General features: G+C 29.7%; 23 protein-coding genes and 3 tRNA genes. 16 read left to right on the top strand and 10 right to left on the bottom strand.

Annotated elements, in window-relative coordinates; all coding sequences use genetic code 11:
- Nucleotides 1–16: 16 nt before the first annotated feature.
- Nucleotides 17–985: an Lrp/AsnC family transcriptional regulator gene (locus HN587_00330; protein MBT7902283.1), complete on the bottom strand. Its 969-nt coding sequence runs from the start codon at nt 983–985 to the stop codon at nt 17–19.
- 96 nt (nt 986–1081) lie between these two features.
- Here HN587_00330 and HN587_00325 point away from each other — a divergent pair, with 96 nt between their 5' ends.
- Complete coding sequence (locus tag HN587_00325) at nt 1082–2161, top strand: hypothetical protein (protein MBT7902282.1); 1080 nt, start codon at nt 1082–1084, stop codon at nt 2159–2161.
- 107 nt (nt 2162–2268) lie between these two features.
- Here HN587_00325 and HN587_00320 read toward each other — a convergent pair.
- Nucleotides 2269–2456, bottom strand: a tRNA-Ser gene (locus HN587_00320).
- A gap of 176 nt (nt 2457–2632) precedes the next feature.
- Between HN587_00320 and HN587_00315 the strand changes: the two genes are divergently transcribed.
- The 6 genes from HN587_00315 to tadA all read left to right on the top strand — a co-directional run bounded on the left by HN587_00315 (nt 2633) and on the right by tadA (nt 9830).
- Nucleotides 2633–2769, top strand: a tRNA-Met gene (locus HN587_00315).
- A gap of 128 nt (nt 2770–2897) precedes the next feature.
- Entirely contained in the window at nt 2898–3542 is a 645-nt protein-coding gene (locus tag HN587_00310; protein ID MBT7902281.1) for a ribonuclease HII, read from the top strand.
- A 165-nt stretch (nt 3543–3707) separates the two neighbouring features.
- Nucleotides 3708–4922, top strand: a complete 1215-nt coding sequence (locus HN587_00305; protein ID MBT7902280.1) for a PGF-pre-PGF domain-containing protein — start codon at nt 3708–3710, stop codon at nt 4920–4922.
- Nucleotides 4923–4992: 70 nt separating this feature from the next.
- Entirely contained in the window at nt 4993–7101 is a 2109-nt protein-coding gene (locus tag HN587_00300) for a transglutaminase domain-containing protein (GenBank protein ID MBT7902279.1), read from the top strand.
- Nucleotides 7102–7247: 146 nt separating this feature from the next.
- Nucleotides 7248–7793, top strand: coding sequence for an eight-cysteine-cluster domain-containing protein (locus HN587_00295; GenBank protein ID MBT7902278.1), 546 nt, complete (start codon nt 7248–7250; stop codon nt 7791–7793).
- 195 nt (nt 7794–7988) lie between these two features.
- Entirely contained in the window at nt 7989–9830 is a 1842-nt protein-coding gene (gene tadA, locus HN587_00290) for a Flp pilus assembly complex ATPase component TadA (protein ID MBT7902277.1), read from the top strand.
- 33 nt (nt 9831–9863) lie between these two features.
- Here the strand turns inward: tadA and HN587_00285 are convergent, their stop codons facing one another.
- Together HN587_00285 and HN587_00280 are read right to left on the bottom strand one after the other, a co-directional pair.
- Nucleotides 9864–10529 carry a hypothetical protein gene (locus HN587_00285; GenBank protein ID MBT7902276.1) on the bottom strand — a complete coding sequence of 222 codons (666 nt, stop codon included), beginning with the start codon at nt 10527–10529 and terminating at the stop codon, nt 9864–9866.
- Nucleotides 10530–10600: 71 nt separating this feature from the next.
- Nucleotides 10601–11377 carry a hypothetical protein gene (locus HN587_00280; GenBank protein MBT7902275.1) on the bottom strand — a complete coding sequence of 259 codons (777 nt, stop codon included), beginning with the start codon at nt 11375–11377 and terminating at the stop codon, nt 10601–10603.
- Nucleotides 11378–11790: 413 nt separating this feature from the next.
- Here HN587_00280 and serB point away from each other — a divergent pair, with 413 nt between their 5' ends.
- From serB to HN587_00265, 3 genes are all read left to right on the top strand, one after another.
- On the top strand, nt 11791–12438 hold the full coding sequence (serB, locus tag HN587_00275; GenBank protein MBT7902274.1) for a phosphoserine phosphatase SerB: 648 nt from the start codon (nt 11791–11793) through the stop codon (nt 12436–12438).
- Between the two features lie 29 nt (nt 12439–12467).
- Nucleotides 12468–13757: a serine--tRNA ligase gene (gene serS, locus HN587_00270; protein MBT7902273.1), complete on the top strand. Its 1290-nt coding sequence runs from the start codon at nt 12468–12470 to the stop codon at nt 13755–13757.
- 192 nt (nt 13758–13949) lie between these two features.
- Nucleotides 13950–14297, top strand: coding sequence for a hypothetical protein (locus tag HN587_00265; protein ID MBT7902272.1), 348 nt, complete (start codon nt 13950–13952; stop codon nt 14295–14297).
- A gap of 29 nt (nt 14298–14326) precedes the next feature.
- On the opposite strand, the gene HN587_00260 is transcribed toward HN587_00265, so the two are convergent.
- On the bottom strand, nt 14327–14947 hold the full coding sequence (locus HN587_00260) for a histidine phosphatase family protein (protein MBT7902271.1): 621 nt from the start codon (nt 14945–14947) through the stop codon (nt 14327–14329).
- A 116-nt stretch (nt 14948–15063) separates the two neighbouring features.
- On the opposite strand from HN587_00260, the gene HN587_00255 reads away from it, so the two are divergent.
- Nucleotides 15064–16260, top strand: a complete 1197-nt coding sequence (locus HN587_00255; GenBank protein MBT7902270.1) for a hypothetical protein — start codon at nt 15064–15066, stop codon at nt 16258–16260.
- A 14-nt stretch (nt 16261–16274) separates the two neighbouring features.
- On the opposite strand, the gene HN587_00250 is transcribed toward HN587_00255, so the two are convergent.
- The 3 genes from HN587_00250 to HN587_00240 form a co-directional block, all read right to left on the bottom strand.
- Entirely contained in the window at nt 16275–16901 is a 627-nt protein-coding gene (locus tag HN587_00250) for a GNAT family N-acetyltransferase (GenBank protein MBT7902269.1), read from the bottom strand.
- Between the two features lie 244 nt (nt 16902–17145).
- Nucleotides 17146–17258: transfer RNA gene (locus tag HN587_00245), tRNA-His, on the bottom strand.
- A 317-nt stretch (nt 17259–17575) separates the two neighbouring features.
- On the bottom strand, nt 17576–18646 hold the full coding sequence (locus tag HN587_00240; GenBank protein ID MBT7902268.1) for an AAA family ATPase: 1071 nt from the start codon (nt 18644–18646) through the stop codon (nt 17576–17578).
- Nucleotides 18647–18989: 343 nt separating this feature from the next.
- Between HN587_00240 and HN587_00235 the strand changes: the two genes are divergently transcribed.
- The 4 genes from HN587_00235 to HN587_00220 all read left to right on the top strand — a co-directional run bounded on the left by HN587_00235 (nt 18990) and on the right by HN587_00220 (nt 20915).
- A complete protein-coding gene (locus HN587_00235) occupies nt 18990–19130 on the top strand; it encodes a hypothetical protein (protein MBT7902267.1) in 141 nt (46 codons plus the stop codon).
- Between the two features lie 57 nt (nt 19131–19187).
- Nucleotides 19188–19400 carry a hypothetical protein gene (locus HN587_00230; protein ID MBT7902266.1) on the top strand — a complete coding sequence of 71 codons (213 nt, stop codon included), beginning with the start codon at nt 19188–19190 and terminating at the stop codon, nt 19398–19400.
- A gap of 158 nt (nt 19401–19558) precedes the next feature.
- Complete coding sequence (locus HN587_00225; GenBank protein ID MBT7902265.1) at nt 19559–20152, top strand: threonylcarbamoyl-AMP synthase; 594 nt, start codon at nt 19559–19561, stop codon at nt 20150–20152.
- Nucleotides 20153–20282: 130 nt separating this feature from the next.
- Nucleotides 20283–20915, top strand: coding sequence for a hypothetical protein (locus HN587_00220; protein ID MBT7902264.1), 633 nt, complete (start codon nt 20283–20285; stop codon nt 20913–20915).
- Between the two features lie 86 nt (nt 20916–21001).
- On the opposite strand, the gene HN587_00215 is transcribed toward HN587_00220, so the two are convergent.
- Together HN587_00215 and HN587_00210 are read right to left on the bottom strand one after the other, a co-directional pair.
- Nucleotides 21002–21997, bottom strand: a complete 996-nt coding sequence (locus tag HN587_00215) for a hypothetical protein (GenBank protein ID MBT7902263.1) — start codon at nt 21995–21997, stop codon at nt 21002–21004.
- Nucleotides 21998–22158: 161 nt separating this feature from the next.
- Complete coding sequence (locus tag HN587_00210) at nt 22159–23616, bottom strand: hypothetical protein (GenBank protein ID MBT7902262.1); 1458 nt, start codon at nt 23614–23616, stop codon at nt 22159–22161.
- A 205-nt stretch (nt 23617–23821) separates the two neighbouring features.
- On the opposite strand from HN587_00210, the gene HN587_00205 reads away from it, so the two are divergent.
- Entirely contained in the window at nt 23822–24571 is a 750-nt protein-coding gene (locus tag HN587_00205; protein MBT7902261.1) for a hypothetical protein, read from the top strand.
- Nucleotides 24572–24644: the final 73 nt, after the last annotated feature.

The raw sequence follows: 24644 nt of genomic DNA, 5'->3' as shown, positions 1-24644 counted from the left end.
GTTTATCATAAAGAAGTTAGATAAATCCTTCGGGTATAAACACTTCTTTATGATTTGTTAAACTCATTTGAAATTCATAATTTCTAATTTCTTCTGAGAATGAAGTCCGAAGATTTTGTAATAATTCTTTAAAATGAGTTCTGTTTTTTACTTCTATTGCTAACATAAGATTGTATTTTCCAGATGTTCTGACACAAAATGTTATGTATGGATTTTGGTTAACGTAATGTTTTATTTTTGTGATTGTTTTTTTGTTCATTTTTTCCATTTGGATTCCAACTTGATAGCTTTCATATCCAAGAGACGCGGGATTTAATAATATTGTGTAACCTCTAATAACTCCTATTTTTTCCAATCGCTTTATTTTAATTCTTACCGCATCTTCACTTATTTTTGCAAGACTGCTAAGAATGTTATTTTTAATTCTACAATTTTTTGCAAGTTCTCGTAAAATGATTAAATCTTCTTTACTTAGATTTATGCTTTGACTTTTTGAAAATTCAGTTTCAGTTTGAGTTGGGGTTGAATTTTCTGTTATGAGTCCAATTCTATTGAATTTAATTTCTCCAATATACATTGATAACTGGTGATCTTGTAAATTTTTTCCTGCAATGTTTGTTATTTCACTTATTATATCGCTTAGATCATCAAGATTTTGGTATAAAATAGTACACATTAAATCAACAGTTCCGCAAAGTTCAGAAATCCAATTAATTTTTTTGTGATGTTTAAGTTGTTGGATAATTTCGTGATGTTTATTAGAATCAAAGTTTATTAATTTTAGAGTTAAATTTGCCACGCCTGCACAAAAGTAAGGTTGGTGGATTCGGGCAATAAATGATTTGATAAATCCTAGTTCTATTAATTTGGGAATTCTATGTCTGACAATTTCTCGAGTCAATCTAGGAATTTTAGCTATTTTTGAAATAGGTGCTTTTGAGTTTTTCATTAGTTCAATTAGTATTTTTTTGTCAATCGCATCCATATAACTATTAATCTATTTTTGATATATAAATTTATCGATAATTAGTTATTTTTTAATGGAATCTTAATTAAATGTTGAATTTATTTCTTTGAAGTGATGAATAAAAACTCTTTGTTTGGCGTTGTTGGCGAATTATATGATCGATCTCTTGAAGATGTGATTATAGTTGGTTGCCAACATTTTTTAGAAGGGCAGTACTTGTTGTTTAGTCAGTTATTTAGTTGCGGGTTATTGCCAGAAAATACATATCTTATTGGTAAAAGTTATTCGTTTAATAACTCTGTGCAACGAGATTTAAGTGCGTTAGGTGTATCAGTTTATTCATATGAATTTAATAGTCACTTAAGTTTTGATGATCAATTTTCTAAGCATATATTGCAATTTATTCAATTGGTAAAAAATAAAGCAAATCTTAAAGATAAACATGTTGTTGTGATTGATGATGGGGGTGCACTTCTTAGTGTCGCTTCAAATTATTTTTGTGAAAACTTATCTGGAGTGGAGCAAACAAGTTCGGGGTATTCAATAATTAAAAATAATGTTTCGTTTCCTATAGTTAATGTGGCAAGATCTAAAACAAAACTTATTATGGAAACTCCTCATATAGTTGATTGTTTTTTAAATAAATTGAATTTTTATTTGGATAAGTATGGTTTGGTGCCTCAACGTGCGTTAATTTTGGGTGGGGGCCCAATAGGTGTGGAAGTTCAAAAACAATTAAATTTCGAAACTTGTATTTTTGATACTGATCTACAAAAAAGAACTATTAATCAAAATGATTTGCATGAATTTCTTTGTAATTTTGATTTAATTGTAGGTGCATCTGGAAATATGAGCTTGAGAATGAATGACTATTCTTATTTGCGAGAGGGAACTGTGCTTGCAAGTATTTCAAGTTCTGACAGGGAGTTTGATTCTGTGAAGTTTAGAGTTAAATTTCCAAAAACGTCCAACCCTCATCAAGATTATCATATTGGGGGGATTTATTTGCTAAATTCAGGTTTTCCTTTAACTTTTGATGGTTCGAGAGTTGCAGTTCCAACAGAAAATATTATTTTAACGCAGTCGCTTATGTTTGCGGGAGTGTATGAATCATTAAACCATAAAACCTGTGGGCTATATGATTTATCTTCTGTTGTGCAACGAAATCTTGTTGAAGTTTACCAAGAAAATTAAATATTTGATTTTGTAGTTAATTGAAATTAATAAAATAATAAAAAAAGAAAAAACGCCTTAGGAATCATTAAAAAAGCATAGTATTTCTTAAGCTTCCGTTTGGCAAACGCCACGGGAGGGACTTTCGTAAATTCTTGCAGTTAATGTTAATTTGCAAAAATTTGTTTCGAACCCTCGTGTCCAGAGGACAGAGGATCTTTGCAGATCCAACCCCTTTATGGTTGATGACCACTGTAGGTATTATGGCTACAGGCTGTAGCAATCCTCCGCAATGGCCAGACTATGCGACCGCGGCATAACTACAGTGAGAAAAACAAGTCCTTTTTAAACATTTCTGAAAATGATCTTTAGTATTGATTTGTTTTGATTTGTTCTGTGTTGTTTCGATTAGTTTTATTTATAAATGAACTATTTCTTGAACCATATGCTTTATAAACCAGCACTATTTCCTTAAGATTATTCCTGTAAAATAGCGAGGTAGGGCAGTCAGGAGTGCCCGTCGGGCTCATATCGGCTTTTGTCGAAAGAAACCCGGAGGTCGGTGGTTCAAATTAAATATTGATAATATTTGTCACATATTAATATTTGTGAAAGTCCACCCCTCGCTATGTTTTATTATTTTTCTTATTTGTTTATTAAGCATATTTGATTTTTTTCTAAACTTATTATATTAAACTCTTATTTGTTTAATCAGTTTCCAACAAATTAATAAATCCCAAAAAATCTTTCTTGAAAAATGGCAATGATTTGTGGTATTGATGAAGCTGGAAGAGGGCCTCTTCTTGGACCTTTAGTTGTTTGTGGATTTATGATTGAAGAAAAAAACTTGTCTGAGTTAGAAAAGTTAGGTGTGACTGATTCAAAATTAATATCTCCTAAAAAAAGAAAAGCAATGTTTGAGCATCTTACAAAATATTCTCATCATGTAGTTATTTCATCACCTCAAGAAATTGATTTTGCATTGACTGATCCTAATTTAAATCTTAATTGGTTAGAAGCGTTAAGTTCTGCAAAAATAATTAATAATCTAGCACCTAAAAAAGTATTTGTTGATTGTCCTAGTACTAATATTCCGGATTATAGAAAATATATTAAAGAGCATTTGAATGTTGATTGTGAAGTTGTTTGTGAACATAAAGCTGATTTGAAATATTTGGTTGCGGGAGCTGCGTCAATAATTGCGAAAGTTACTCGTGACGACGAAATTGAAAAATTAAAAGAAATTTATGGGGATCTTGGCAGTGGTTATCCGTCTGATCCTAAAACCAAATTATTCTTAGAACAAAATTATGATAAATGTCCTGAAATATTTAGAAAAAGTTGGCAATGTTATAAAAATATTATTGAACAAAAAACTCAAAAAAGTCTGGGTGATTTTTAAATAATATAGGTAGATTATTTTATTGCTTGTTGTTTGATTATTTTTTAGTTTATTGTTAAATTAGGTATTGCATTGTTATTGGCAATATATTATAAATATTATTAATATTATATTTTAAAGAAAAGTTTATATATAGAGTATATTTCTTTAAATCGGGGTGTTTACATGATTAAAAAGCGGTGCTTAACTCAATTAATATTATTTTCATTAATACTAATATTGCTATCAGGATTTGTGGTTGCACAAACTGGTTTTTCTCAAGCTGAATTAAAAAATCCAGAATTTAATCCTCAAGAAGGACTTGGGTGGGTTTTACTTGAAGAAGGAGTTAGTGAAACAATGGATATAGAATCTGATGATATTTCTATTAGATCTGTAACATTTAGTTTTGAAAAAAATATTTCTCAAGGAGTTTTAACTGTTTATAAAATGTTAAATATTCCTGATAAACTCCCTGAATTAATTGGCACTCCTTACGAAATTAATCAATTTAAATATTCTGCATTTACGTATAAAGATTTTGATAAGTTAACAATCAAATTTAGAGTTTCTAAAGAATTTTTAAATAATTTAAATTTAACTAAACATGATATTGCACTTTATGTGCATAAAGGATATGGTGATGAAGAGTGGGATAGAATAGATTATTTATCTCTTAATGGGGAAGATGATAATTATTTCCATTATACTTCAAAATTAATTCCTAGTAATTATTTATTAATTACTGCAATGAAAATAACTAATCAAAAACTTGTTGATTCGTCAGTTGTTGAGTCTTCTGTTGATGAAGTTTTGGACGTGAACTTAGAATCTCAAGTAAATACTCAAAATAAAGATCCAGTAGTAACTTTAGAAGTTGGTGAAACTGTTTCAGGTGATCCTATATTTTCTGTTGAAGAACCAATTGTTAGTTCTACTGATTCAAAAGATTTGGGTGTTGACAAATCTGAATTAGATACGCCCTCTATTATTTCGCAAGTTAAGAACTCTGCAGTTGTAGAGAAGATAAACCAGGTAGTAGATGATTATAACGCTGATAATGAGGCAGTATTAGAATCTATTGAAATTCCAAAATTAACTGAATTTCCTGCGGAATCAAAATCACCCGAAGAAATTGCAGAAATTCAAAATGGTATTTATTGGATAATTGGTTTTTTCTTGCTGGCATTTGTTATTCTTTTAGTTTTGCTTAATCATAGGGCATTTATGAAATTGGCGTCGCTTTTTTCTACAAATAAAGTTGATAAAGAACTTCATAAATATGTAAAAGATAGTAAAAAAATGGGTCGCACAAGAAATGAAATCCACAATAGGCTTCATACTGTTGGGTGGGATGCTAAACGAATAGATGATATTTTAAGTCGACATTTTAAAAAATAGTTTAATTATTCTTTTAATTTTTTATTATTTTATTAAATAATATTTGCATAATTAATTGGTTGATAAGTATATGAAAAAAAATAAACTAAATATTCTAATTTTTTTACTTATTTTAATAATTTGCAGTTATTCAGTTATTTCTGAAATTGAGTCTTCAGAGATGATTGTTGATGCAGTAAGCAATGAAGATGCTTCTTGGGTGTATGTTAGTGACAATGTAATAGTTGATTTAAATATTAATTCTGGAATTACTATTCAAGCTACTGATTCTGATTGGGAAATAAGTTATTTAACAACTGATCTGTTATTTTTTCCAAAAGCCACCTGGAAACAAAAAATTCAGAGTTTTCTTAAAAATCCAGAACCTCAACAACAAACCGCGGAATATATGCGATTTAGGTGGGACGCACCAGTACTTGGAGATTATGATTTTGATATCCAAGCAAGAATAAAATCATTAAATGCATTCAAACTGATTCCAACAAAAGTAACTTTTCCAATAACTCAACAATTATCTTCAGAGGTTTCTAAATATGTTGTTAGTACGGATAATATTGATTCTGATGATGACGCAATAATAAATATTGCAACACAACTTGCAGAGGGAGAAGATGATTTATTTATATTAACTCATAAAATTGCAGATTGGGTGCGTCATGAAGTTGAATATGACTTAAGTACGTTAACTGCAGATGTTAGTCAAAAAGCAAGTTGGGTCTTACTAAACAAGCAAGGAGTTTGTGATGAATTAACAAGTTTGTTTGTTGCGATGATGCGAGCGGTTGGAGTTCCTGCAAAGTTTGTTAGTGGAATAAGTTATACTGATGATCTTCGATTTTCTGAATCTTGGGGTGCGCATGGTTGGGCAGAAGTATATTTTCCAGGAGTTGGGTGGGTTGATTTTGATGTAACTTATGGTGAATATGGATTTATTAATCCAACACATATTAAATTAAGTGAATCTGCAGATAGTTCTGATGCTGCTACAAAATATGAGTGGAAAGGACGAAATATTAATGGTGTCGCAAAAGAACTGGATGTTAAAACAAAATTAGTTAGTTATTCTGGTAGTATGTCTCCTTTGGTTTCATTAGAAATTAAACCTTTTGAAAAGCGAGTTGGTTTGGGATCCTACAATTTAATTGAAGTGAGTATATCCAATTTGGTGGATAGTTATATTTCAACTACTTTATTATTATCTAAAGTTCAAGAAATAGGTGGAATTTTAGAAGATGACTATGTTCGTCGAATTGCGCTAAAACCTAAAGAACTTAAAAAAACATATTGGCTTGTTAAAGTTAAGGAAGGTTTAGGTGAAAATTTTATTTATTCATTCCCTTTAGAAGTTAGGACTCCTCAAAATGATTTAGCTGAATCATTATTTATTTCAGTTAATGGTGAGACTGTACTTGGAAAATCTCAATTATTGCAATTAATTGATTCAACAAAAAAAGATGAAAAAAAATTCAATAAAGAACTTAACTTAAATTGCGTTTCAGAAAAACAAATATATTATTCTTATGAAGAACCAATTATTTCTTGTACTCTAAAAAATGTGGGTAATGTAAATTTACCAGAACTAAAGCTTTGTTTAGAGGGGGATTGTAAATTTGATGATTTAGTAATTAATCAAGAGAAAGTGTATGACTTTAGAATAGTTCAACCCCAACCTGGGAAAAATAAATTGATATTTTTTGTTGAAAGTGATGATGTATCAAAACAATTGTTTTTTGATTTGCATGTTAATGACAAACCTGAATTAATTTTAGACGAAACCGAATTTCCTGTTGAAGTCGAATACGATACAGATTATCAAATTAAATTTTTACTTAAAAAAGAAAGTTTATCTGAAGCTACGAATGTTCAAATACTTATTGATGCAGGAGTTATTAAACAAAATATCACTGAACAAACTTTTAATCAAAATAAACAATATGTTATTAATCTTCATAGCATTGATTTATTAACTGACTCAACTGAATTTTTTATAAATATTACTTATCAAGATTATAATCAAAGAAATTATACTCTCGAAGAACAATTTATGATCAAATTAAAACCCTTAACTATTTGGCAAAAAATAACTAGGGTGATAAGGCAAATTGATTTTAAATTAAGGTCTTGGTTTGTGAAAGATGCGCAAACTGAGAATACTTCACAATTTACGTCAGCAATTTAATAAAATATAAAAAGATAAAACTTAATTAACTATTTTAAGCATTTTAGACCTTGTGAGTGTTATCCTGTTTAATTTTGGGCGGGGTATTATGTTTAACTTGAAATTGGTTTATTATGTTTGATTGAAAATTAATTAGTGTGTGAAAAATGAATTATTCAAAAAAAATTAATTTAATTGGATTAGTTGTTTTGATTTTGATAGGTATATTTCTGGCGGGATGTCAAGCACCAACAAAGGTGGAATTAGATCTAATTAAACAAAATAAAGACTCTTGCAATCAAGACTCTGATTGTGCGTGCGGTGGTGTAGATATAGATTCGAGGCAGTGTTTTATAGGTAATGTGTTATATCAACAAAATTTTGTAGATAAAAGTGTGGATTGTCCTGGCTTTTGTCAAGCAAAAACAAAATGTGTTGTGCGAACATGTGTGAGTTTGCCTGATTTAGATCTTTCATCAGGTGTTAAAAAAACAGAATGCAGTGCGGATTCTGATTGTATTGTTGGTGGGTGTAGTGGACAAATATGTCAATCAAAAAATTTACCTCCTGAATTTACGACTTGTGAAGTAAAACCTGAATATGCTTGTTACTCGCAAATTAAGTGTGGGTGTGATGCTGGTTTTTGTAATTGGGATAAAACAAAAGAATTTAATTTATGTTATGAAGAAAAAGTAAATTTGCATTTGGAATAAATTTTAATTATTTGATTAATTATTGTTTGATTGAGCAATTGTTTGTGAGTGTTTTTTGTAAGCGTTGTTCGATTGAGTGATTGTTTGATTAATTGTTATTTGATTAATTATTAGTTTATTTATGAACTGTAAATTGGATGTTAATAAAAAATGGCAACAAAAATGAAAAAAATAAATCAAAAAGTGTCTGTTAATATGGATCCTAAGTTTGAGAAGATAACTCCTGACACTAGTGTTCTTATTGATGGGATATTATCAAAATTAATTCGAACTAAAAAAATAAGTCCTGTTGAAGTTATATTTCATGAAGCAGTTCTCGCTGAACTTGAACATCAAGCAAACGAGAATAGAACTACGGGAATATTGGGACTTGAAGAACTAAAAAAAGTACGTGAATTAGGACTAGAATTAGGATTTGAAGTAAAATTTACTGGCTCTCGTCCCACATTATATCAAATTAAAGATGCAAAATTAGGTGAAATCGATGCCATGATTCGAGATCTTGCGTGGGAGACAAATTCTTGTTTGGTAACCTCTGATAAAATACAAGCAAAAGTTGCTGAATCAAAAGGTATACTTTGCGAATATGTTCCAAAAACTCAAAAAATAACCAAATTAAAATTAGATCAATTTTTTGATGAACAAACTATGAGTGTTCATTTGCGAGAATTAGTACTTCCATATGCTAAAAAAGGAAGACCTGGTGCTTGGACATTTGAAGCTGTTCGAGAAACTAAGTTAACTAATAAAGAAATTAAGGAAATTAGTGATGAGATAATTGAAGAAGCAGAAAGAAGGCAGGATTCGTTTTTAGAAATAGAGCGAAAGGGAAGTTTAATTATTCAATTAGGTAATTATAGGATTGTTATTACAAAACCTCCATTTTCTGATGGGTGGGAGATAACTGCAGTAAGGCCAGTAAAAAAATTGAGTTTAGAAGATTATGAGGTTCCTCAAAAAATAATGGAGCGAATTGAAACTCAAGCAGAAGGAATACTTATTGCGGGAGCACCCGGACAAGGAAAATCTACTTTTGCACAAGCTTTGGCAGAATTTTATGCGAACTTGGGAAAAATTGTTAAAACTGTAGAAGCTCCTCGAGATTTAGTATTGCCTGAAGAAATAACTCAATATGCAATAAGTCATGGAAGTCCAGAAGAAATTCATGATATTTTATTGTTATGCAGGCCTGATTATACAATATTTGATGAAATGCGAAATACTCAAGATTTTAGTCTATTTGCAGATATGAGACTTGCAGGAGTTGGACTTGTAGGTGTTGTTCATGCAACTAATGCAATTGATGCAATTCAAAGATTTATTGGACGATTAGAACTTGGTGTGATTCCTCAAGTAATAGATACAGTTCTTTTTATCAAAGATGGGGGAATTGGAAAAGTATTTGAGATTGAAATGAAAGTTAAAGTTCCAAGCGGGATGACTGAAGCAGATCTTGCACGACCTATTGTTTGTGTTTTTGATTTTTTAACTGGAAAACTTGAGTATGAAATTTATTCTTATGGTGAATCAACAGTTGTAGTTCCCGTAACTGAAGAAGATTTAGATTCAGGAGACTCGCCTGTTCAAGCACTTGCAAAACAAGAAATAGAAAAAGCAGTTCAAAAATATGCGAAGTCAGTTGTTGTAGAAATGAAATCTGATCGGAAATGCACTATTAAAGTTCCTGAAAGTGATATGGCAACAGTTATTGGCAAACAAGGAAAAACAGTAATTGCACTTGAAGAAAAATTAGGTATGAAAATTGATGTGCAAGCATTAGCGGCTGACGAAGTTGATGAGCAAAGAGATCTTGGACAAGAAATAACTTTTGATATGGAAGTTAGCAAAAAAACAATACAATTATTTTTGGATTCGATGTATCAAAACGAACTTGTAGATGTATATGTTGAAGGAGAATTTTTGCTAGAAGTAAAGGTTAGTAAAAAAGCAATAATTAAAATTAAAAAAGATAACAATATTGGTAAAGTTCTTCTAAGGCATATTAAAAATGGTGATGAGATCAAATTATATGTTTGATTAAATTAATTTATTTTTTGATTTTTATTTTTTTTATTTTTTTAATGACTCATAAAACTTTTTTGCAGAAGTAAAATGGGGTAGGGAGTGTTGCTTTGCAATTTCTCTAGCTATTTTTTTATAACCAAAAATTGCGATGGGGGTTATTTTGATTGGAGTGTGATGGATTACCTCATTATATTCTATTAATTTGTGTTTTTGTTTTGAAAGTGTTTTGTGATTATTTGTTGTTCTAAATTTATTTACTTGATCCCATACTATGTTAAGAGTTGGGAATTTTTTTAATAAACTGGGTATGTTTTCGAATACAAACTTTTTGAATCCTGGGATTAAATTGTGGTTATAATAAATGTGGAGATTATTTTGAATTCGATAGTATTGGACAATTATTTTTTTAGCATCAGATAAAAGAACTAAATCGAATGGATAAATGAAATCTGGTTTTTTATTTGTAGTAAAAATTAAACCTTGTGATCTATATGTTTTTAGATAGTTTTCGTGTAAAAAAGAACAGGCTAATCGACGTTCCCTGCCAAAACTTTTAGTATTAGGTTTTATTGTGTTTGTTTTAATTATATTGTGAATTGATTGATAATTAATTTTTTCTTTTTCTTTTAACGTTTTTAGAATAAAATCGTCCTCAAAAGATTTTGCAAAAAATTGAGTTTTTTCAGAGAACTTTTTAGGTGGTTTTTTCATATTTTTAAAAAGAAAGTTTTTTGTTTATTAAATTTTCTTATTTTGGAGCTTTTTTTTGGATTGGATATTAATTATTTTTTTTCACAAATAACATATATTTTGACATATGGTGTTTTGTGCTCTCTATCTCTAAAATCAAGCATTCCCGAATATCTAAATTCTTCAGTGATTTTAAATGTTCTTTTTATTGTTTCATACCATTTTTTTTGTACGCTTGGATTTTGCATGGTGCATGAAGCAACAAAATAACCTGTATCTTTGAGCGGTTTTGTCCAATTATTAATATTTCCGCTGAATAGATTTGGAAAAAATCCTGTATTAAATAATCCTATTAGCATCATATTGTGCACAGAAATTACGTCAAATTCTTGATCTTGAAATGGTAATTTTTTTCTGGCATCATGAACTATGTCAACTCCTTCTTGTTCAAATAAATCAAGTCCTGTGTATGTTGTGTGTGGATAAATTGATCTAAGTCTAGTTCTTGTTTCTGTATTGCAACATCCAATATCTAAAACAGAGCCAGTCCATATGTGTGGAGTTGATTTAAAAAATTGATCAAAACCATCCATTTCTCTGACTGTTTCTTCTGTAAATGCGCCTAAATCTTGTCCTGGATGTAGTTTAATATCTCTATTTCCCCAAACTAGCTCTCTTCTGTCGTGATGTAATTTAATTGCAGTTTCTAAATGAGTTTCATCAATTAGTCCTTGAGAAACATATGCTTGTGCTTCTGTTAGTAATTCAGGTCTATTTGGTGCATGTAGTAATCCTATTCTCCATAGTGTATCTTCTGCTCTTGTTTCAAATGCTTTTCGAATTCCAGAATCTATAGTTGGATTTTGCATGGTTCTAATTTTTGGTATGTTTGTTATAAATTTTATGTTTTTTAGCTATTGATGAGTAATGAAAACAAAAGATTTAAATATGATGAGTGCGTATGAGTTGTTTATGAATTTAGAAAATTATGTTAATTATTTTGAATTTCTATTGGTTTATCTAGTTTCTAGTTCGAGTAGTTCGCAGTAAGCGATTGATCATTGTTTAAAATTCTGAGAGTTCTTAATGCAATTATGTTTAAGAAGTTAGAATAATCTATGTTGTATTTGGATTGTTCTTATTTTGTTTTTGATTGTAAAGAGCTAGTTAGAATTCTATTAAAAAATTAAAAAATATGTGAGGAAATGAAAAATGAAACAAATAAGACAAATAAAAATAAATGAAAAAAATGGATATATAAAAACTGAAAAAAATACAAAAGGTGGTTGTCCCTCTTGTCATATTTGATATGGATGGGACTTTGCTTGCCTGTGAAACATTAGAAGTTATTGCAAAAGAGATTGGAGTTGTCAAAGAAGTAAAAGAAATAACTGATGCTGCAATGAATGGTAAATTAGATTTTGAAGAAGCAGTTAAAATGAGATTAAATCTTTTACGAGGAATAGGTGTTGAAAAAATAGTTGAGATCGCGCATGAACTTCCTTTAATGCAGGGCGCACAAAGAACAATTAATGTTTTGAAAAAAAAAGGATTTAAAATTGGGATTATAACTGGAGGATTTGAACTAGTTGCAGAAGTTATAGCAGATAAATTGGGCGTTGATTTTTTTGTGGCAAATAAGTTGGAAGTAGTGGGTGGAGTATTGACTGGAGAATTTAAGTTAAATGTGAATGGAAATAAAGATTTGTTGTTAAGAAATGCTGCATTGCATTGGGGTGCAAAAATAACGGTTGCAGTTGGAGATGGTGCAAATGACATACCTATGTTAAAAGAAGCAGATTTGGGTATAGGATTTAATGGGAAACCAGTTGTTGTGGCTGCAGCTAATAAAAATATACAAAATGACTTAAGAAATATATTGCCAATTATAGACCCTATAGTGCAAAAATTTTTAAATAAAGTAAAATAATTAATTAAATACTATGCGAGGTGCATGAAATGTTCAATATCAAACTAATAAGAGAAAATAAAGAAGAAGTTATAAAAAATTTAGAGCGAAGAAAAGAACCTGAATTTATCAAAATGGTTGAAGAAGTTTTTGAAAAAGATGGTGAGTGGCGAAAAAAACAATTTGAATTGCAAAAACTCAAAAAAGACAAAAATGAAATTAATAAAGAAATTGCTGCGCTTAAAAAAATAGGTCAAAATGCAACAGCAAAACTTGCAGATGCTAAACTAATTCCTCAAAAAATTGAAGTAGCAGAATTAGAAGTAGTTCAAATGAAAGAAAGAATTGATTTTCTTTTAATGCGAATTCCAAATTTACTTCATGAAACAGTTCCGTATGGTGCGGATGATAATGAGAATGTAGAAGTAAAAAAATGGGGCACTCCAAAAACTTTTGACTTTGAACTTAAAACTCATGCAGAAATTGCGGAAGAATTAGGTGTTGCAGATTTTGAACGAAGTAGAAAAATTGCTGGAAAAGGATTTTATTTTTTGAAAGGAGATCTTGCGCTGTTAAATCAAGCAATAATTAGACTTGCTACGGAGTTATTAGTTAAGAGGGGATATACTTATGTTGAACCTCCATTAATGTTGCGACGAGAAGCGTATGAGGGAGTAACTGATCTGGCTGATTTTGAAACGGTGATGTTTAAAATTGAGGATGATGATCGCTATATGATTGCAACTGCAGAACATCCAATGGCAGCACAATTTATGAATGAAACAATTGATGAAGAAAATTTGCCTTTAAAATATGTTGGTTATTCTATGTCTTTTAGACGAGAAATTGGGACTCGCGGAGTAGATGAAAAAGGTCTTTTTAGAACACATCAGTTTAACAAAGTAGAACAATTTATTTTTTGTAAACCTGAAGATAGTTGGAAATTTCATGAAGAATTATTAAAAAATTCTGAAGATATATTTCAAGCGCTAGGAATTCCATACAGAGTTGTAAATATTTGTACGGGAGACATTGGAATTGTTGCCTCAAAGAAATATGATGTTGAAGCTTGGATGCCACGACAAAAACAATATAGAGAAGTATGTTCAAACTCTAATTGTACAGATTACCAAGCACGAAGATTAAATATTAGGTGTGGTAAGGAAGGTGGAGATAAAAGACTACTCCATACTTTAAACAATACTGCGGTAGCTACATCTCGAGCAATGGTTGCAATACTTGAAAATTATCAGAACAAAGATGGAACAATAACTATTCCTGAAGCTCTGCGGCCATTTATGTTTGGAAAAGAAAAAATAGAACCTTTGAAAAAGTTTTAATTTTGATTGAAGGAGGGTATTTTTTGTTTTAAAATAATTTTTTTTATTCTTATTTGTTTATTTTTAGTTTTTTAATTTCTGGTTTTGTTTATTTATTGGAAGTTATTTTTTTATTATTTTAAACTATTTTTATCGAAAGATTTATTAAAAATTTAAACTTAAAATTCATTTATTGGATTAAGAGGTGATTTTTTGTTAATTGAAGGAAAAAAACACGTTTCGATAACTTGGCATATTTATTTAGCAATAGGACTAATTGTTATTGTTTTTTCTGCGCTTATTGATGTGAAAAAAATGAGTTTATTTATTTTCTGCGGCATTGTATTTGTCATACTTGCTTTAATTAAATACCTTAAATTAAAAATTTCTGAATCTGGAAAAAAAGAACATAAAAATAATCAGCATCATTTGCATAAAACTTCAGGTCATCACTCTCAATTACACCCTCATAAAACAAAATATGTTAAATGTAATTCTTGTGGCTCAGTAAATCACTCTCATGTTTCTAATTGTCATAAATGTAAAACTAGATTTAAATAATTGTGTTAAAGATAAACTTGTTAATAATTTTAGGGATTATAGATTGGACTTGTAATTAAATGTTTAGAACAATTTTGTTTAATTAAGTCTCCAATTCCCATTCCATTAATATTGATAACAAAAATTCCTGTATTTTCTATTGGAAGAAATTTTGCAAAATTAACAATTTTTTCATTTAATAAATTAACGAGCATACATGCAATTGGAACTCCATGCCCCACTACTAAGATTGTTTCTTTATCATGTTTGGATTTGAGTTCTTCTAAGAATTTTTTAATGCGATCATTAACTTCTAAAACTGATTCTCCATCTAAGGGTCTAAATTTATAATATGGGAGTCCGACACTTTCAACTGCTTCGTTAATGACATAGCGAGGTAGTCGTTCATAAACTCCTTTGTTTTGCTCTCTTAATTCAGAATTTTTAATTAATGCTAAGTTTTGATGAAATTGAATAATTTCTTTAGCAGTATTCATTGTCCTGGAAAGATCACTAGAATATGCAAAATCAAGTTTTTCGTCTTTTAAACTTATTGCTACTTTTTTTGCTTGGTCAATCCCTTTTTGTGTTAATTGACTATCTGATTGTCCTTGAGTAATTCCTTCAATATTGTCTTTAGTTTCTCCATGTCTAACAATAATTAATTTCATAAAACACAAGATTTGGAACTCATTAATAAAATTTTTTGTGTTTTTTAATGATTAGGTCAAATAAGTATCCATTTGAGTTGGAAATGTTTATAAATCAGACTTTTTTTTTAATTGATATGTCTAATAAGCAGCTAGGTAAAGAATTTGTAAATAAGCCCATAATTCTTCCAGGAAGTCCATTTTGGAATGTTATGAAAACATTTGGTCGCGATGAAGCATTTGCCTGGGTTTTTAATACGATAGGAACAATAGTTTTTGAAATTCTAATTCGTATGAATTTTGTGCTTGTTGGAGCGTCACAAGGAACTCATGTTTTAGCATTATCACTTATTGGTCCAATTGTTGAAAAATTTGGTTTTTTTGTTGGGCATGTGAAAGAAGCTTGTGAAATTTATAAAACGACTCCTGTTAATGAACGAAAAAGTAGATTGTTTTATTTTAAGCGGGCAGTTAAGGGTGGTACAAAAAGTTTAATTTATGATTTATTAGTTCATGATCCAATCTATGTAATACTCATGTTTGTAGGTCAAAAATTATTACCAACAACACCTGCTTGGTTACTTGCGATGTCAAGTTTTGTTTTTGCAGTGTTTTTAGTTGCGGGTTTAGATGTTTTTTGGGAAGAATTGAAATATTGGTTATTCAAACAAAAATTAAAAAAATTTGGGTTTGGAATAGAAAGTTATTATGAATCAAGATTTTTAATAAGTTCAAAAAGAAATCCTCAAAAACTTGTAAAAAAAATATCAAAAGAATTTAATCTTACTAACTCTAAAACTTTTAAATATTCTGATCAATATTATGCAGATTCTTTATCTTCATATTCTGGGAGAAGTTCTAAAATAAGAATTAGAAATAGAACTAAATTATCTGGAACTTTTTTTAGAACAATTCAAATAGTGTATTCTCGAGCATCACAATTAGAATCAAACTTGCCTGAGCAATTTAATTTTTTTCCACAATATAAAGAAAAATTATATTATAAATTAAAAAATAAATCTTCTTTACAATTGCATAATTTAGAGAATAAATTTCTTCAAAAATTTATGAAATCAGTTACTGATGAAAGAACTGTTGAAATAGATTTTGAACGAACTTTAAATTATGGTGATGAATTACTAGTTTGTGTTGATAAAGTTAAAAATTTGAAAAAACCTTATTTTTTCTTAGAACTTAAAACCTATAAAGATAAACTTTTGTTAAAAGAAGCAATGCGATATGTTATGCTTCATTTTCCTGTTTTACAAATCACACATGGTAAACTTGAAATGAATCAAATCAAACCCGTCAAAAAAATAAAAAAGAAAAAATAATTTAGTTAATTTACTTATACTGGTCGTCTTAAATAAATTCGTTCTACGCAGGCAGGGTCATAAATCGGAAGTTGAGATTCAAGCCGCATTGGTTTAAAACCTAATTTTTGAAATAAAGTCATCGATGCAGCATTTCTAACATCAGTTCTTAGAGCAACTTCTGTTAAGCCTTGTTCACTTATTTCTTGAATGTATTTCAAACCCAATAAAGTTCCAATTCCTTTAACTCTCGAATCATTTCTAACTGCCATTTCATCCATATAATTTGTTTGACCATTAACAACAGGTTTTAGAAATTCAAATTGTTCTAAAGGCAGTTTATATCCCCAAGTAAATCCAACAATTCCTATGTCTGCTTCTGCAACTAAAACTACTGGATTTTGTTGATCTAATGCAAATTCTAAATCTTGAATTATATCTTCGCTCGTCCAAAATTCAATTAGTTCTAATTCAGTATCACATTTTTTGCAATTAGGTTTTTTACTTGTTTTGATTTTTTCTGCTTCTTCACGTCCATAGTTTACTTCACAACTTGTACATTTCATGTACTCGTTCCATGGAGGCTCTGCAAATGCTGACTTGTAAACACTAATTAAACCAGTTAAATCCGAATCTTCATAAGGTCTGATGAATACAACCAGCGCTTTCTTGCGCCTTAGCCTCCAGGGGTGTTAGTTTTGTTTGTTTGTTTGTTTTCATTTTTTTATTCCTCCAAATAGTTTATTTTTTTAGGTGAGAATGAAATTTGATCTAGAATGATCTTTAATTATGATGAGAAAAAAGGGCAGTAGGCGAGAATTGAATCGTTAAACAAAACTTTGCAAAGTTTTGATACAAAGCATTCCAGTTAGATCTTGTGAGCCTCGATCTAACGAAAATAAGTAGGGCGGTAGGCGAGAATTGAACTCGCGTCTCAGGATATCTATAAACAAATTTACAAAAATTTTTATTTATTTGTTTACCACAGTCCTGTATACTAACCGTTATACGACTACCGCCATTTGTAATCTTGATGAACGAAGTGAAGAAAATTATTTTGCGTATCAATTGAGCATAACCAATTGCCGTTATACGACTACCGCCATTTTTTGAGCTTGAAACTTTATTTAGAATTTTGTATGTTTTATTTTTTACTTGAGCGCTTAAGCTAGAACTTAATTTTTGAAACGCAATGCTATTAGAATCAGTTTGGCCAACAATGAATACAATCAGCGCTTGACTGCGCCTGAGCCTCAATTAAATCGGTTTTCATAATGAATTTAGAAGTTGCTTAAGTAATATTTAAATCTTTTGAAATGAGTTATTTTTTTGAATTTTAAAACTCAGTTAATTTTTTCATTTTACTTACGTGGATAATAGTTGTTCTACCTTCAGAACCGCCTGAAATAGTTTTAGTAGTGATATATTTATTATCTGAAAGTTTTCGAATTCTTCTTTGAAAAGTTTTGTATATTGCTTTACCGCCATTTTCTTGATAAACTTTGTAAATATCTCCAATTTTTTTCCCATCGTGATCTTGAATAATTGCTAAAATTGTTTGCATGTCATCTTCGAGATCTGCAGGTTTTTTTACAAAAAATTCTTCCATTTTAGTTAAAGTTTCTTGAACATGTTCTTTTGTGATTTTTTTAGAAGAATAATTTTCTGCAGTTAAACCTGATTCTCTCAAAATATTTAATCCTGCGCGAATATCTTTTAAGTCTCCTGCTTTATTTGCTGCAACTACAAATGCATCATCATCCCATACTCCTGGAACAAATGCATAGCCTAATCTTTCTTTTAAAATCCCGAATGTTTCTTGCGCATTATATTGTTTAAATTCAATCATTTCAGGAATAAGTCTTGACTTTACTCTTTGATCTGCATCAATTAACCATTCTTTGTAATTAGTTATTAGAAAAATTGTTTTTTTAAAAATCTCCTCAATAATAGTATATAGAAAATCTAAATCTTCAACTTTATCAATCTCATCAAACGCAAACACTACTGATTTTTTATTTAGAACATCTTTAACAATTCTAAATAATTCTTCTGTTTTTTTATTTTGAGTAAATCTGTAATCTATTTGAGCACAAATTTCTAAAATGATTTTGTAGGTAGTATTTTTTTGCCAACAATTAAGATATATGACATAAACATCATCACTTTCTTCTTCTAATTCTTTTAGAACAAATTTCATAGCTGCGGTTTTTCCAATTCCTGGAGCACCATAAATAAAAACATTTTTTCCTGTACGGCCTTGAAGTAATGGCTTGATGCATGCGGCCATTCTAAATTGTTCATTTTCTCTATATGGTAATAGTTTAGGTAAAAACTCATAATCTAGGGCTTGTTCCATTCTAAATAGTGATTCAGAAGCACCTAATGTATCTTTAAATAAACTCATGGGAATATGGAAATTTTTCTTTTTTATATAGTTTTGGGAAAAGATCTGATTTAGTAATTAGTTTTTGTTGCGTTATTTAATTAATTCTTATAATATTTAGTTAATTTTATTTTTTATTTTATTTTTGTTGTCCTGTGGTTATTTGGTGTCTGGACAATGAATTTTATGTTTTAGTGCTGTGCGAGTTTCATTGGACACTGGACATTGGTGCGGGTGAGCTATATAAACTGATTCTAGCACATTATGAATTATGAACATTGTTGCCAAACAAATTTTTTAAAAATTATTTTTTAGATTTTTTTGTGGTTTAATTGATCTAAAAAAAATGAATGAGGTGAAATAAATGATAGGAACACAACAATATGATCCATCTGATGTGAGATTAAGCACTATAGAAGATCTATTTTGGAGACAAATTACTGAAAAATCTGCAAATTGTATGGATCGTCCATTAGATAGTTTTGATAATCAATTTAGCGAATAAATTAATGTGTGAGTGAGTAAAATGTATTTAATTAAGTTATGTGCGAGGGGTGAGTATATGGTAAAAAAATTTAAAAAATCAAAAGATTTTGAAAGAACGCAATTTTTTCAGGAATTTGAAAAGAGCTTTGCTGATAAATCCAGTAAACATCTACATATTGTGGGAGGTCATGATCCTAAAGTATACAAAGAGTTTATTTCACCTTCAGAACTTTGGTTTAGGGTGAGTAGTAGAAACTCAGGTAGAAAGGTTGTTGTAATGAACAATTAATTTTTTTCTTATTTCTATTAGTTATTTAATTATGATTAAGTTCTTGTGTTGATTAAGTTATTGAGTGAATTAAGTTGCAGGTTATGCGTAATTAGGTTGTAGGGGGAGCGTAGTTTATAAGGGACACATTTAAATATGGATAGGTCAAAACTTGATATATGGCTTTAAATGATAGTTTTTATGTAAAACAAACCGTTTTTGAGAATAAATTAGAGTTATTTAATGTATTGTCAAAAGGAGCTATATTTGTATATCCTACAGATACAATATATGGGTTAGGTTGTGATGCAACTATTAAATCTGCGGTTGAGAATGTTAAAACTGCTAAAAATCGACAAGGTATGGCATTTTCAGTTATAGCGCCTTCAAAACAATGGATTTTAGATCACTGTGAAGTTAGTGGTAGTGGGTTTGTTTGGTTAGAAAAGTTACCTGGACCGTATACTTTAATATTTAAATTAAATCAAAAAGGACTTGAAGTTATTTCTCCTGAAGTCAATAAAGAATTTCCTGGAACATTGGGTGTTAGAATCCCTAATCATTGGATAAGTGAGTTTGTTTGCGAGTATGGGAATCCAATTGTTACAACGAGTGCAAATATATCTGGACAAGAAGTTGTTAGTGATCCTGCAAAATTAGTTTCAGACATGCTTGATAAAGTTGGATTTGTGGCTTCAGACGGGATCTTAACTGGAACTCCTTCGACAATAATAAATTTAACAACAGATAAAGAAGTAATTATAAAAAGATAATTATAATTAGTTTAATAATATTGATTGATGCTGCATGAGGGTTAGATTAATATTGTGTGGGGATAAGATTAATATTGTGTGGAGATAAGATTAATATTACTTAATGATAAGAATTTTTAGGTTGATAATTATGGATTTAAAAAAATCAGAACATAAAAAATTGAAAATACTTGCAACTGGAGATATTCATGGGGATATCACTTTAGTTCGACAATTAGCAGATAGAGCAGAGAAAGAAAATGTGGATTTAGTAGTTCTTTGTGGTGATCTTACTATGGCTGAACAAAGTACTGACAATATTGTTGGTCCATTTGTAAAAAAAGGAAAACGAGTTTTATTAATTCCTGGAAATCATGAAACTGTTGCTACTGCTGATTTTTTAGCAGAATTATATGATGTTAAAAATTTACATGGATATAGTGTCAGGTATAAAGATGTAGGATTATTTGGTTGTGGGGGTGCAAACATTGGACTACATCAATTAGATGAAAAAGAGATACATGATTTGCTTAAAGAAGGATTTCAAAAAGTAAAGTACTTGCCAAAAACAATATTGGTTTCACATGTACATCCCTCAGATACTAAAATGGAAAAATTATCAAATTTTATTCCTGGTAGTAAAGGTTTGAAAAAAGCAATAGATGAATTTCAACCAGATATTGTTCTTTGTAGTCACGTGCATGAAGCAGAAGGACTTGAAGAGAAAGTTGGAAAAACCAGAGTAATAAATGTTGGAAAACATGGGAAGATATTTGAGATTTAAATTTTACTTGTTATTTTTAGGTTATTTTGGTAATATTAATTTAAAAAAAATAGTTTAAATGAAGAAATAAAAAATATTTTTAAAATTTATTGAATCACTTGTGTTTGAGTCAATTTATTTGTTGCTTCTTGATCTATTTTAGTTATTTCGTCCCAAACTACATCAATTCCTTTTTCTTCTAAAAGTTCGCGTGCTTCAGAATATTTAATTCCTTTAGCTTTAGCAACAACTGTTTCGAAATTTCTTTCATCTGCTTGGCTTAATTGGCTCCCCAGTAAAGTAATATAATCTCCTTTCCCATAAAAATCTTCTAAAACAACTTTTGAAGGAATTAAAACATCTTTTAATTTAACATTATCAAACATGAATTCTTTAAATTCGATAACATCTGTTGTGTTTTGAGATTCAATAAATATTTTTAGAGGAAAACCAGAATAACTTTGCATGAACATTCGTCCATTTGATGAGGGAGATTCAAACTCAACTACCACAACATCAAATTTGCCATAAGTTGTTTCTTCAACAATTTTTGCTTTAGTTAATGAATTCAAATACTCTGTAGGAAATTTAATTTCAAAATATTCATAATCAATTTTATTTGCCATTAAATCTTTTTCACTACAAATATCTTCAGTACAATAAGTATAACAAGTTTCAGTTACTCTATCGCAAAAAACAACATCAAATTCAGAATTATTAATTCCTGCAAGATTTCTTGTTTCTGGAAGTACTACTTTAAAATCTCTTCCTGCAACAAAATACTTAAAACTATCTTGGTCGGAATTATCTTGAGAATAATTGAATGTTGTAGATTTTGCAGATTTCATTTTTATCAAAAGAGGAATTAGTGCATCATCTATTTCTGCAGTAGGATCTAATTGTAATAATTCTAATGCTTTTTGTTTAGGAGTCATAATCGGTCCTGGATTTGGTTCTGTACTTAAATTGGAATTAATACTTTCTCCAGAAACATTAATTTGCTCTACAACCATTGGTTTGCAAGCAACCACTGCAATAATTATGATAGCCACAAAAATTGCTAGCATTAATCCTTTAATTTCCACTCTTTTGTTTAATATCATGGTATTACTTCCAAGAAGAATTTGAGTTTATAAAGATTTTTAGTTTACACAGAATATGATTTAAAAATGGAGTGGTTAGTTTTAAAAAACTAATATTTGGGGAGTACAATAATTGTTGGAGTACAAAAAACTCAAATAATATAATTAAAAAAGAAAAAATTTTATTGTGGTGTTGGTTTTAGCTGTGTTCTTTTTTTTAGTAAGACACAAAAAAGGGTACTAATTCCAATTATGAATAAAGAGGACATCACAATCCAAATGGGGTTATCTATTAAGTTTCCATAAATGAAAAACGGAATCCCTACAATAAAAGCTACTAAAACACCCCAAAAAACTCCTCTTTCACTCAAGTTATTCCAATAAAGACTAAGTATGGTGGGAGTTGCAATGCATGCTGCGATTGTGTTAAATATCCACCATAAATGTTGAAGACCAAAACTTGGGATATATAACACGCCTAACGCGATTGATAAACCAACTACTGTAAATCCAATCATTGCTTTTCTTGCGGATTTAATTATTGTTGAATCAGTTAAACTGAATTTATTGTTTGATTGTTTTATGTCTGTAATCCACAATGAAGTTATTGCTGAAAGACCTGAATCAAGAGTTGAACTTAAACCTGCAAGTAACATAATTACAAATAATAATGTCGCCCAACTAGGAAGAAATGTTGCAACTGTTTGAACTCCAATCATTGATGCATCAATTCCTGCAGGTAGTTGGATTGCTAATTCGGGATTTGCAGCTAAAAATCCCAGTGTTGATAAAGCTAGGGGAACAATTCCAAATAGTATTGCTCCAAAAATAAATGCTTTTTTTAACTGATCTTTTTTTATTGCAAAACTTCTTTGCCAATATTGCTGATCTGATATTGCTCCTGCAAATAATCCTATTGCTGTAACAATTCCAAATGAAAATGCAATTCCTGGATTGAACATATCTCTTATGTTTGCTAGTCCTCCTAGGCCAAGATTTATTGCACTTGTTCCTCCTGCAAGACTCCAAACCCAGGGAAGTAGGGCTGCTCTAATTGTAAAAATTAATGTTAGTTGAATAAAATCAGTAATGATTGATGCTTTAAGACCTGACATTAATGTATACGACAAAGCAATTATTGCTAAAATGGGCATTGTAATTATTAAGGGTATTCCAGTTAACAACGATAATAATCCTCCGCCTGCAAAAAGTTGAACAGTTATTGCCATAATTTGATAAAAAAAGTAAGGGATCAAATACATTTTATGAACTCGTTCACTTTTTAATTTGTGTTTGATAAATTGGGGTAGGGTAAAACCTTTTGGTAATTTTTTTCTAATTTTTGGAGCTAGCAATGCAAACATAGCTAATGCGAGTATATTTGGAACTGTAAACCAAAAAACTCCTGCAATTCCTTTTTGATATGCTAATTGTACTGATACAAATAATGCGGGAGCCCAAATCCAAGAAGCTGCAATACTTGCACCTCCAATAAACCAGCCTACTTGTCTATTTGCAACAAGAAAACTTTCTTTTGTTTGTTTAGTTTTTAGTTTAGTGAAAAAATATGTAATTGCAATCATTCCTAGGCCAAATAATACCAGGAATAAATATCCGTTTTCTGGTGATATATAACTCATTTTTTTTACCTCTATGTTTTTTTTCTTTTTTTTTCTTTTTTTTTGTGATGTGTGTTGTGAGTATTTTTGTTAGTTTTTTTATTTAAACCACTGTTGAGTGGTTACTCTGTATTGTTGGTGGTTGAGAATGTATTTAAATATTGGCGGTGGTGATCGCCACCAAAATTCGAAATGTTTATAAATGAAGTTAGATGGAGTGGGTTTTATGTATGAAGAGCTATTGCGAGAATTGGGACTTAGCCCGAATGAATCCAGAGTTTATGAGGCACTTTTGCAACTAGGAGAATCCTCTGTACAAACAATTTCATTAAAATCTGGGGTTCATAGGAGGAATGTATATGATGCGCTTGCAAAACTTATAGGTAAAGGTCTATCTTCAGAACTTTTTGTAAAAGGAGAAAAACAATTCAAAGCATCAAATCCTCGCAGGTTGTTAGAACTAATTAAAGAAAAAGAAGAACGAATAAATGTAGTTTTGCCTGAAATGCAAGCAAAATATGATTTAGTGCAAGAAAAAGAAGAAGCATATTTTTATCGGGGAGTTGATGGATTCAAAAATTACTTACAAGATATTCTAAAAACTAAAGAAACAGTTTATTTTATTGGTGCTAAAGCGTTTTGGTTAGATCCTAGATTGAAACATTTTTTACCTAGATTTGAACGAGAACGAAAAAAAGCAGGAATAAAATTTAAACATTTATTTGATCATGAAGTTAAAACACAAAAACCAGAAATTTTGAAACTGGTAGGTAAGCCGTATAAGTTTTTACCAAAAAAATATTCAAGTCTAACTGCAGTTGATATATTTGGGGACTATGTTGTAACTTTTGTTGGTGTTGGCGTTGGCGTTGGACATTTACATGAAGAGCCATTACAGTTTGTACTCAAAAGCAAAAAACTTGCCGATGGATATCGAAAATTCTTTCAATTTATGTGGGATCATTGTGAAGAATAAGATAAAAAAGTAAAATGGATAAGTTAACTTGAGTTTTAAAAAATTTAAAAAAATAAAAAATTTAAGTTGTTTA

Source organism: Candidatus Woesearchaeota archaeon (assembly GCA_018675335.1).
In the GTDB taxonomy this organism is placed as follows: domain Archaea; phylum Nanobdellota; class Nanobdellia; order Woesearchaeales; family UBA11576; genus JABJCP01.
This window is presented reverse-complemented; position numbering and strand designations above follow the sequence as displayed.

Excerpts from the sequence above, each read along its gene's own strand:
- HN587_00330 (MBT7902283.1), bottom strand. The coding sequence starts at position 985 with ATGGATGCGATTGACAAAAAAATACTAATTGAACTAATGAAAAACTCA.
- HN587_00325 (MBT7902282.1), top strand. The coding sequence starts at position 1,082 with ATGAATAAAAACTCTTTGTTTGGCGTTGTTGGCGAATTATATGATCGA.
- HN587_00310 (MBT7902281.1), top strand. The coding sequence starts at position 2,898 with ATGGCAATGATTTGTGGTATTGATGAAGCTGGAAGAGGGCCTCTTCTT.
- HN587_00305 (MBT7902280.1), top strand. The coding sequence starts at position 3,708 with ATGATTAAAAAGCGGTGCTTAACTCAATTAATATTATTTTCATTAATA.
- HN587_00300 (MBT7902279.1), top strand. The coding sequence starts at position 4,993 with ATGAAAAAAAATAAACTAAATATTCTAATTTTTTTACTTATTTTAATA.
- HN587_00295 (MBT7902278.1), top strand. The coding sequence starts at position 7,248 with ATGAATTATTCAAAAAAAATTAATTTAATTGGATTAGTTGTTTTGATT.
- tadA (MBT7902277.1), top strand. The coding sequence starts at position 7,989 with ATGGATCCTAAGTTTGAGAAGATAACTCCTGACACTAGTGTTCTTATT.
- HN587_00285 (MBT7902276.1), bottom strand. The coding sequence starts at position 10,529 with ATGAAAAAACCACCTAAAAAGTTCTCTGAAAAAACTCAATTTTTTGCA.
- HN587_00280 (MBT7902275.1), bottom strand. The coding sequence starts at position 11,377 with ATGCAAAATCCAACTATAGATTCTGGAATTCGAAAAGCATTTGAAACA.
- serS (MBT7902273.1), top strand. The coding sequence starts at position 12,468 with ATGTTCAATATCAAACTAATAAGAGAAAATAAAGAAGAAGTTATAAAA.
- HN587_00260 (MBT7902271.1), bottom strand. The coding sequence starts at position 14,947 with ATGAAATTAATTATTGTTAGACATGGAGAAACTAAAGACAATATTGAA.
- HN587_00255 (MBT7902270.1), top strand. The coding sequence starts at position 15,064 with ATGTCTAATAAGCAGCTAGGTAAAGAATTTGTAAATAAGCCCATAATT.
- HN587_00240 (MBT7902268.1), bottom strand. The coding sequence starts at position 18,646 with ATGAGTTTATTTAAAGATACATTAGGTGCTTCTGAATCACTATTTAGA.
- HN587_00235 (MBT7902267.1), top strand. The coding sequence starts at position 18,990 with ATGATAGGAACACAACAATATGATCCATCTGATGTGAGATTAAGCACT.
- HN587_00230 (MBT7902266.1), top strand. The coding sequence starts at position 19,188 with ATGGTAAAAAAATTTAAAAAATCAAAAGATTTTGAAAGAACGCAATTT.
- HN587_00225 (MBT7902265.1), top strand. The coding sequence starts at position 19,559 with ATGGCTTTAAATGATAGTTTTTATGTAAAACAAACCGTTTTTGAGAAT.
- HN587_00220 (MBT7902264.1), top strand. The coding sequence starts at position 20,283 with ATGGATTTAAAAAAATCAGAACATAAAAAATTGAAAATACTTGCAACT.
- HN587_00215 (MBT7902263.1), bottom strand. The coding sequence starts at position 21,997 with ATGATATTAAACAAAAGAGTGGAAATTAAAGGATTAATGCTAGCAATT.
- HN587_00210 (MBT7902262.1), bottom strand. The coding sequence starts at position 23,616 with ATGAGTTATATATCACCAGAAAACGGATATTTATTCCTGGTATTATTT.
- HN587_00205 (MBT7902261.1), top strand. The coding sequence starts at position 23,822 with ATGTATGAAGAGCTATTGCGAGAATTGGGACTTAGCCCGAATGAATCC.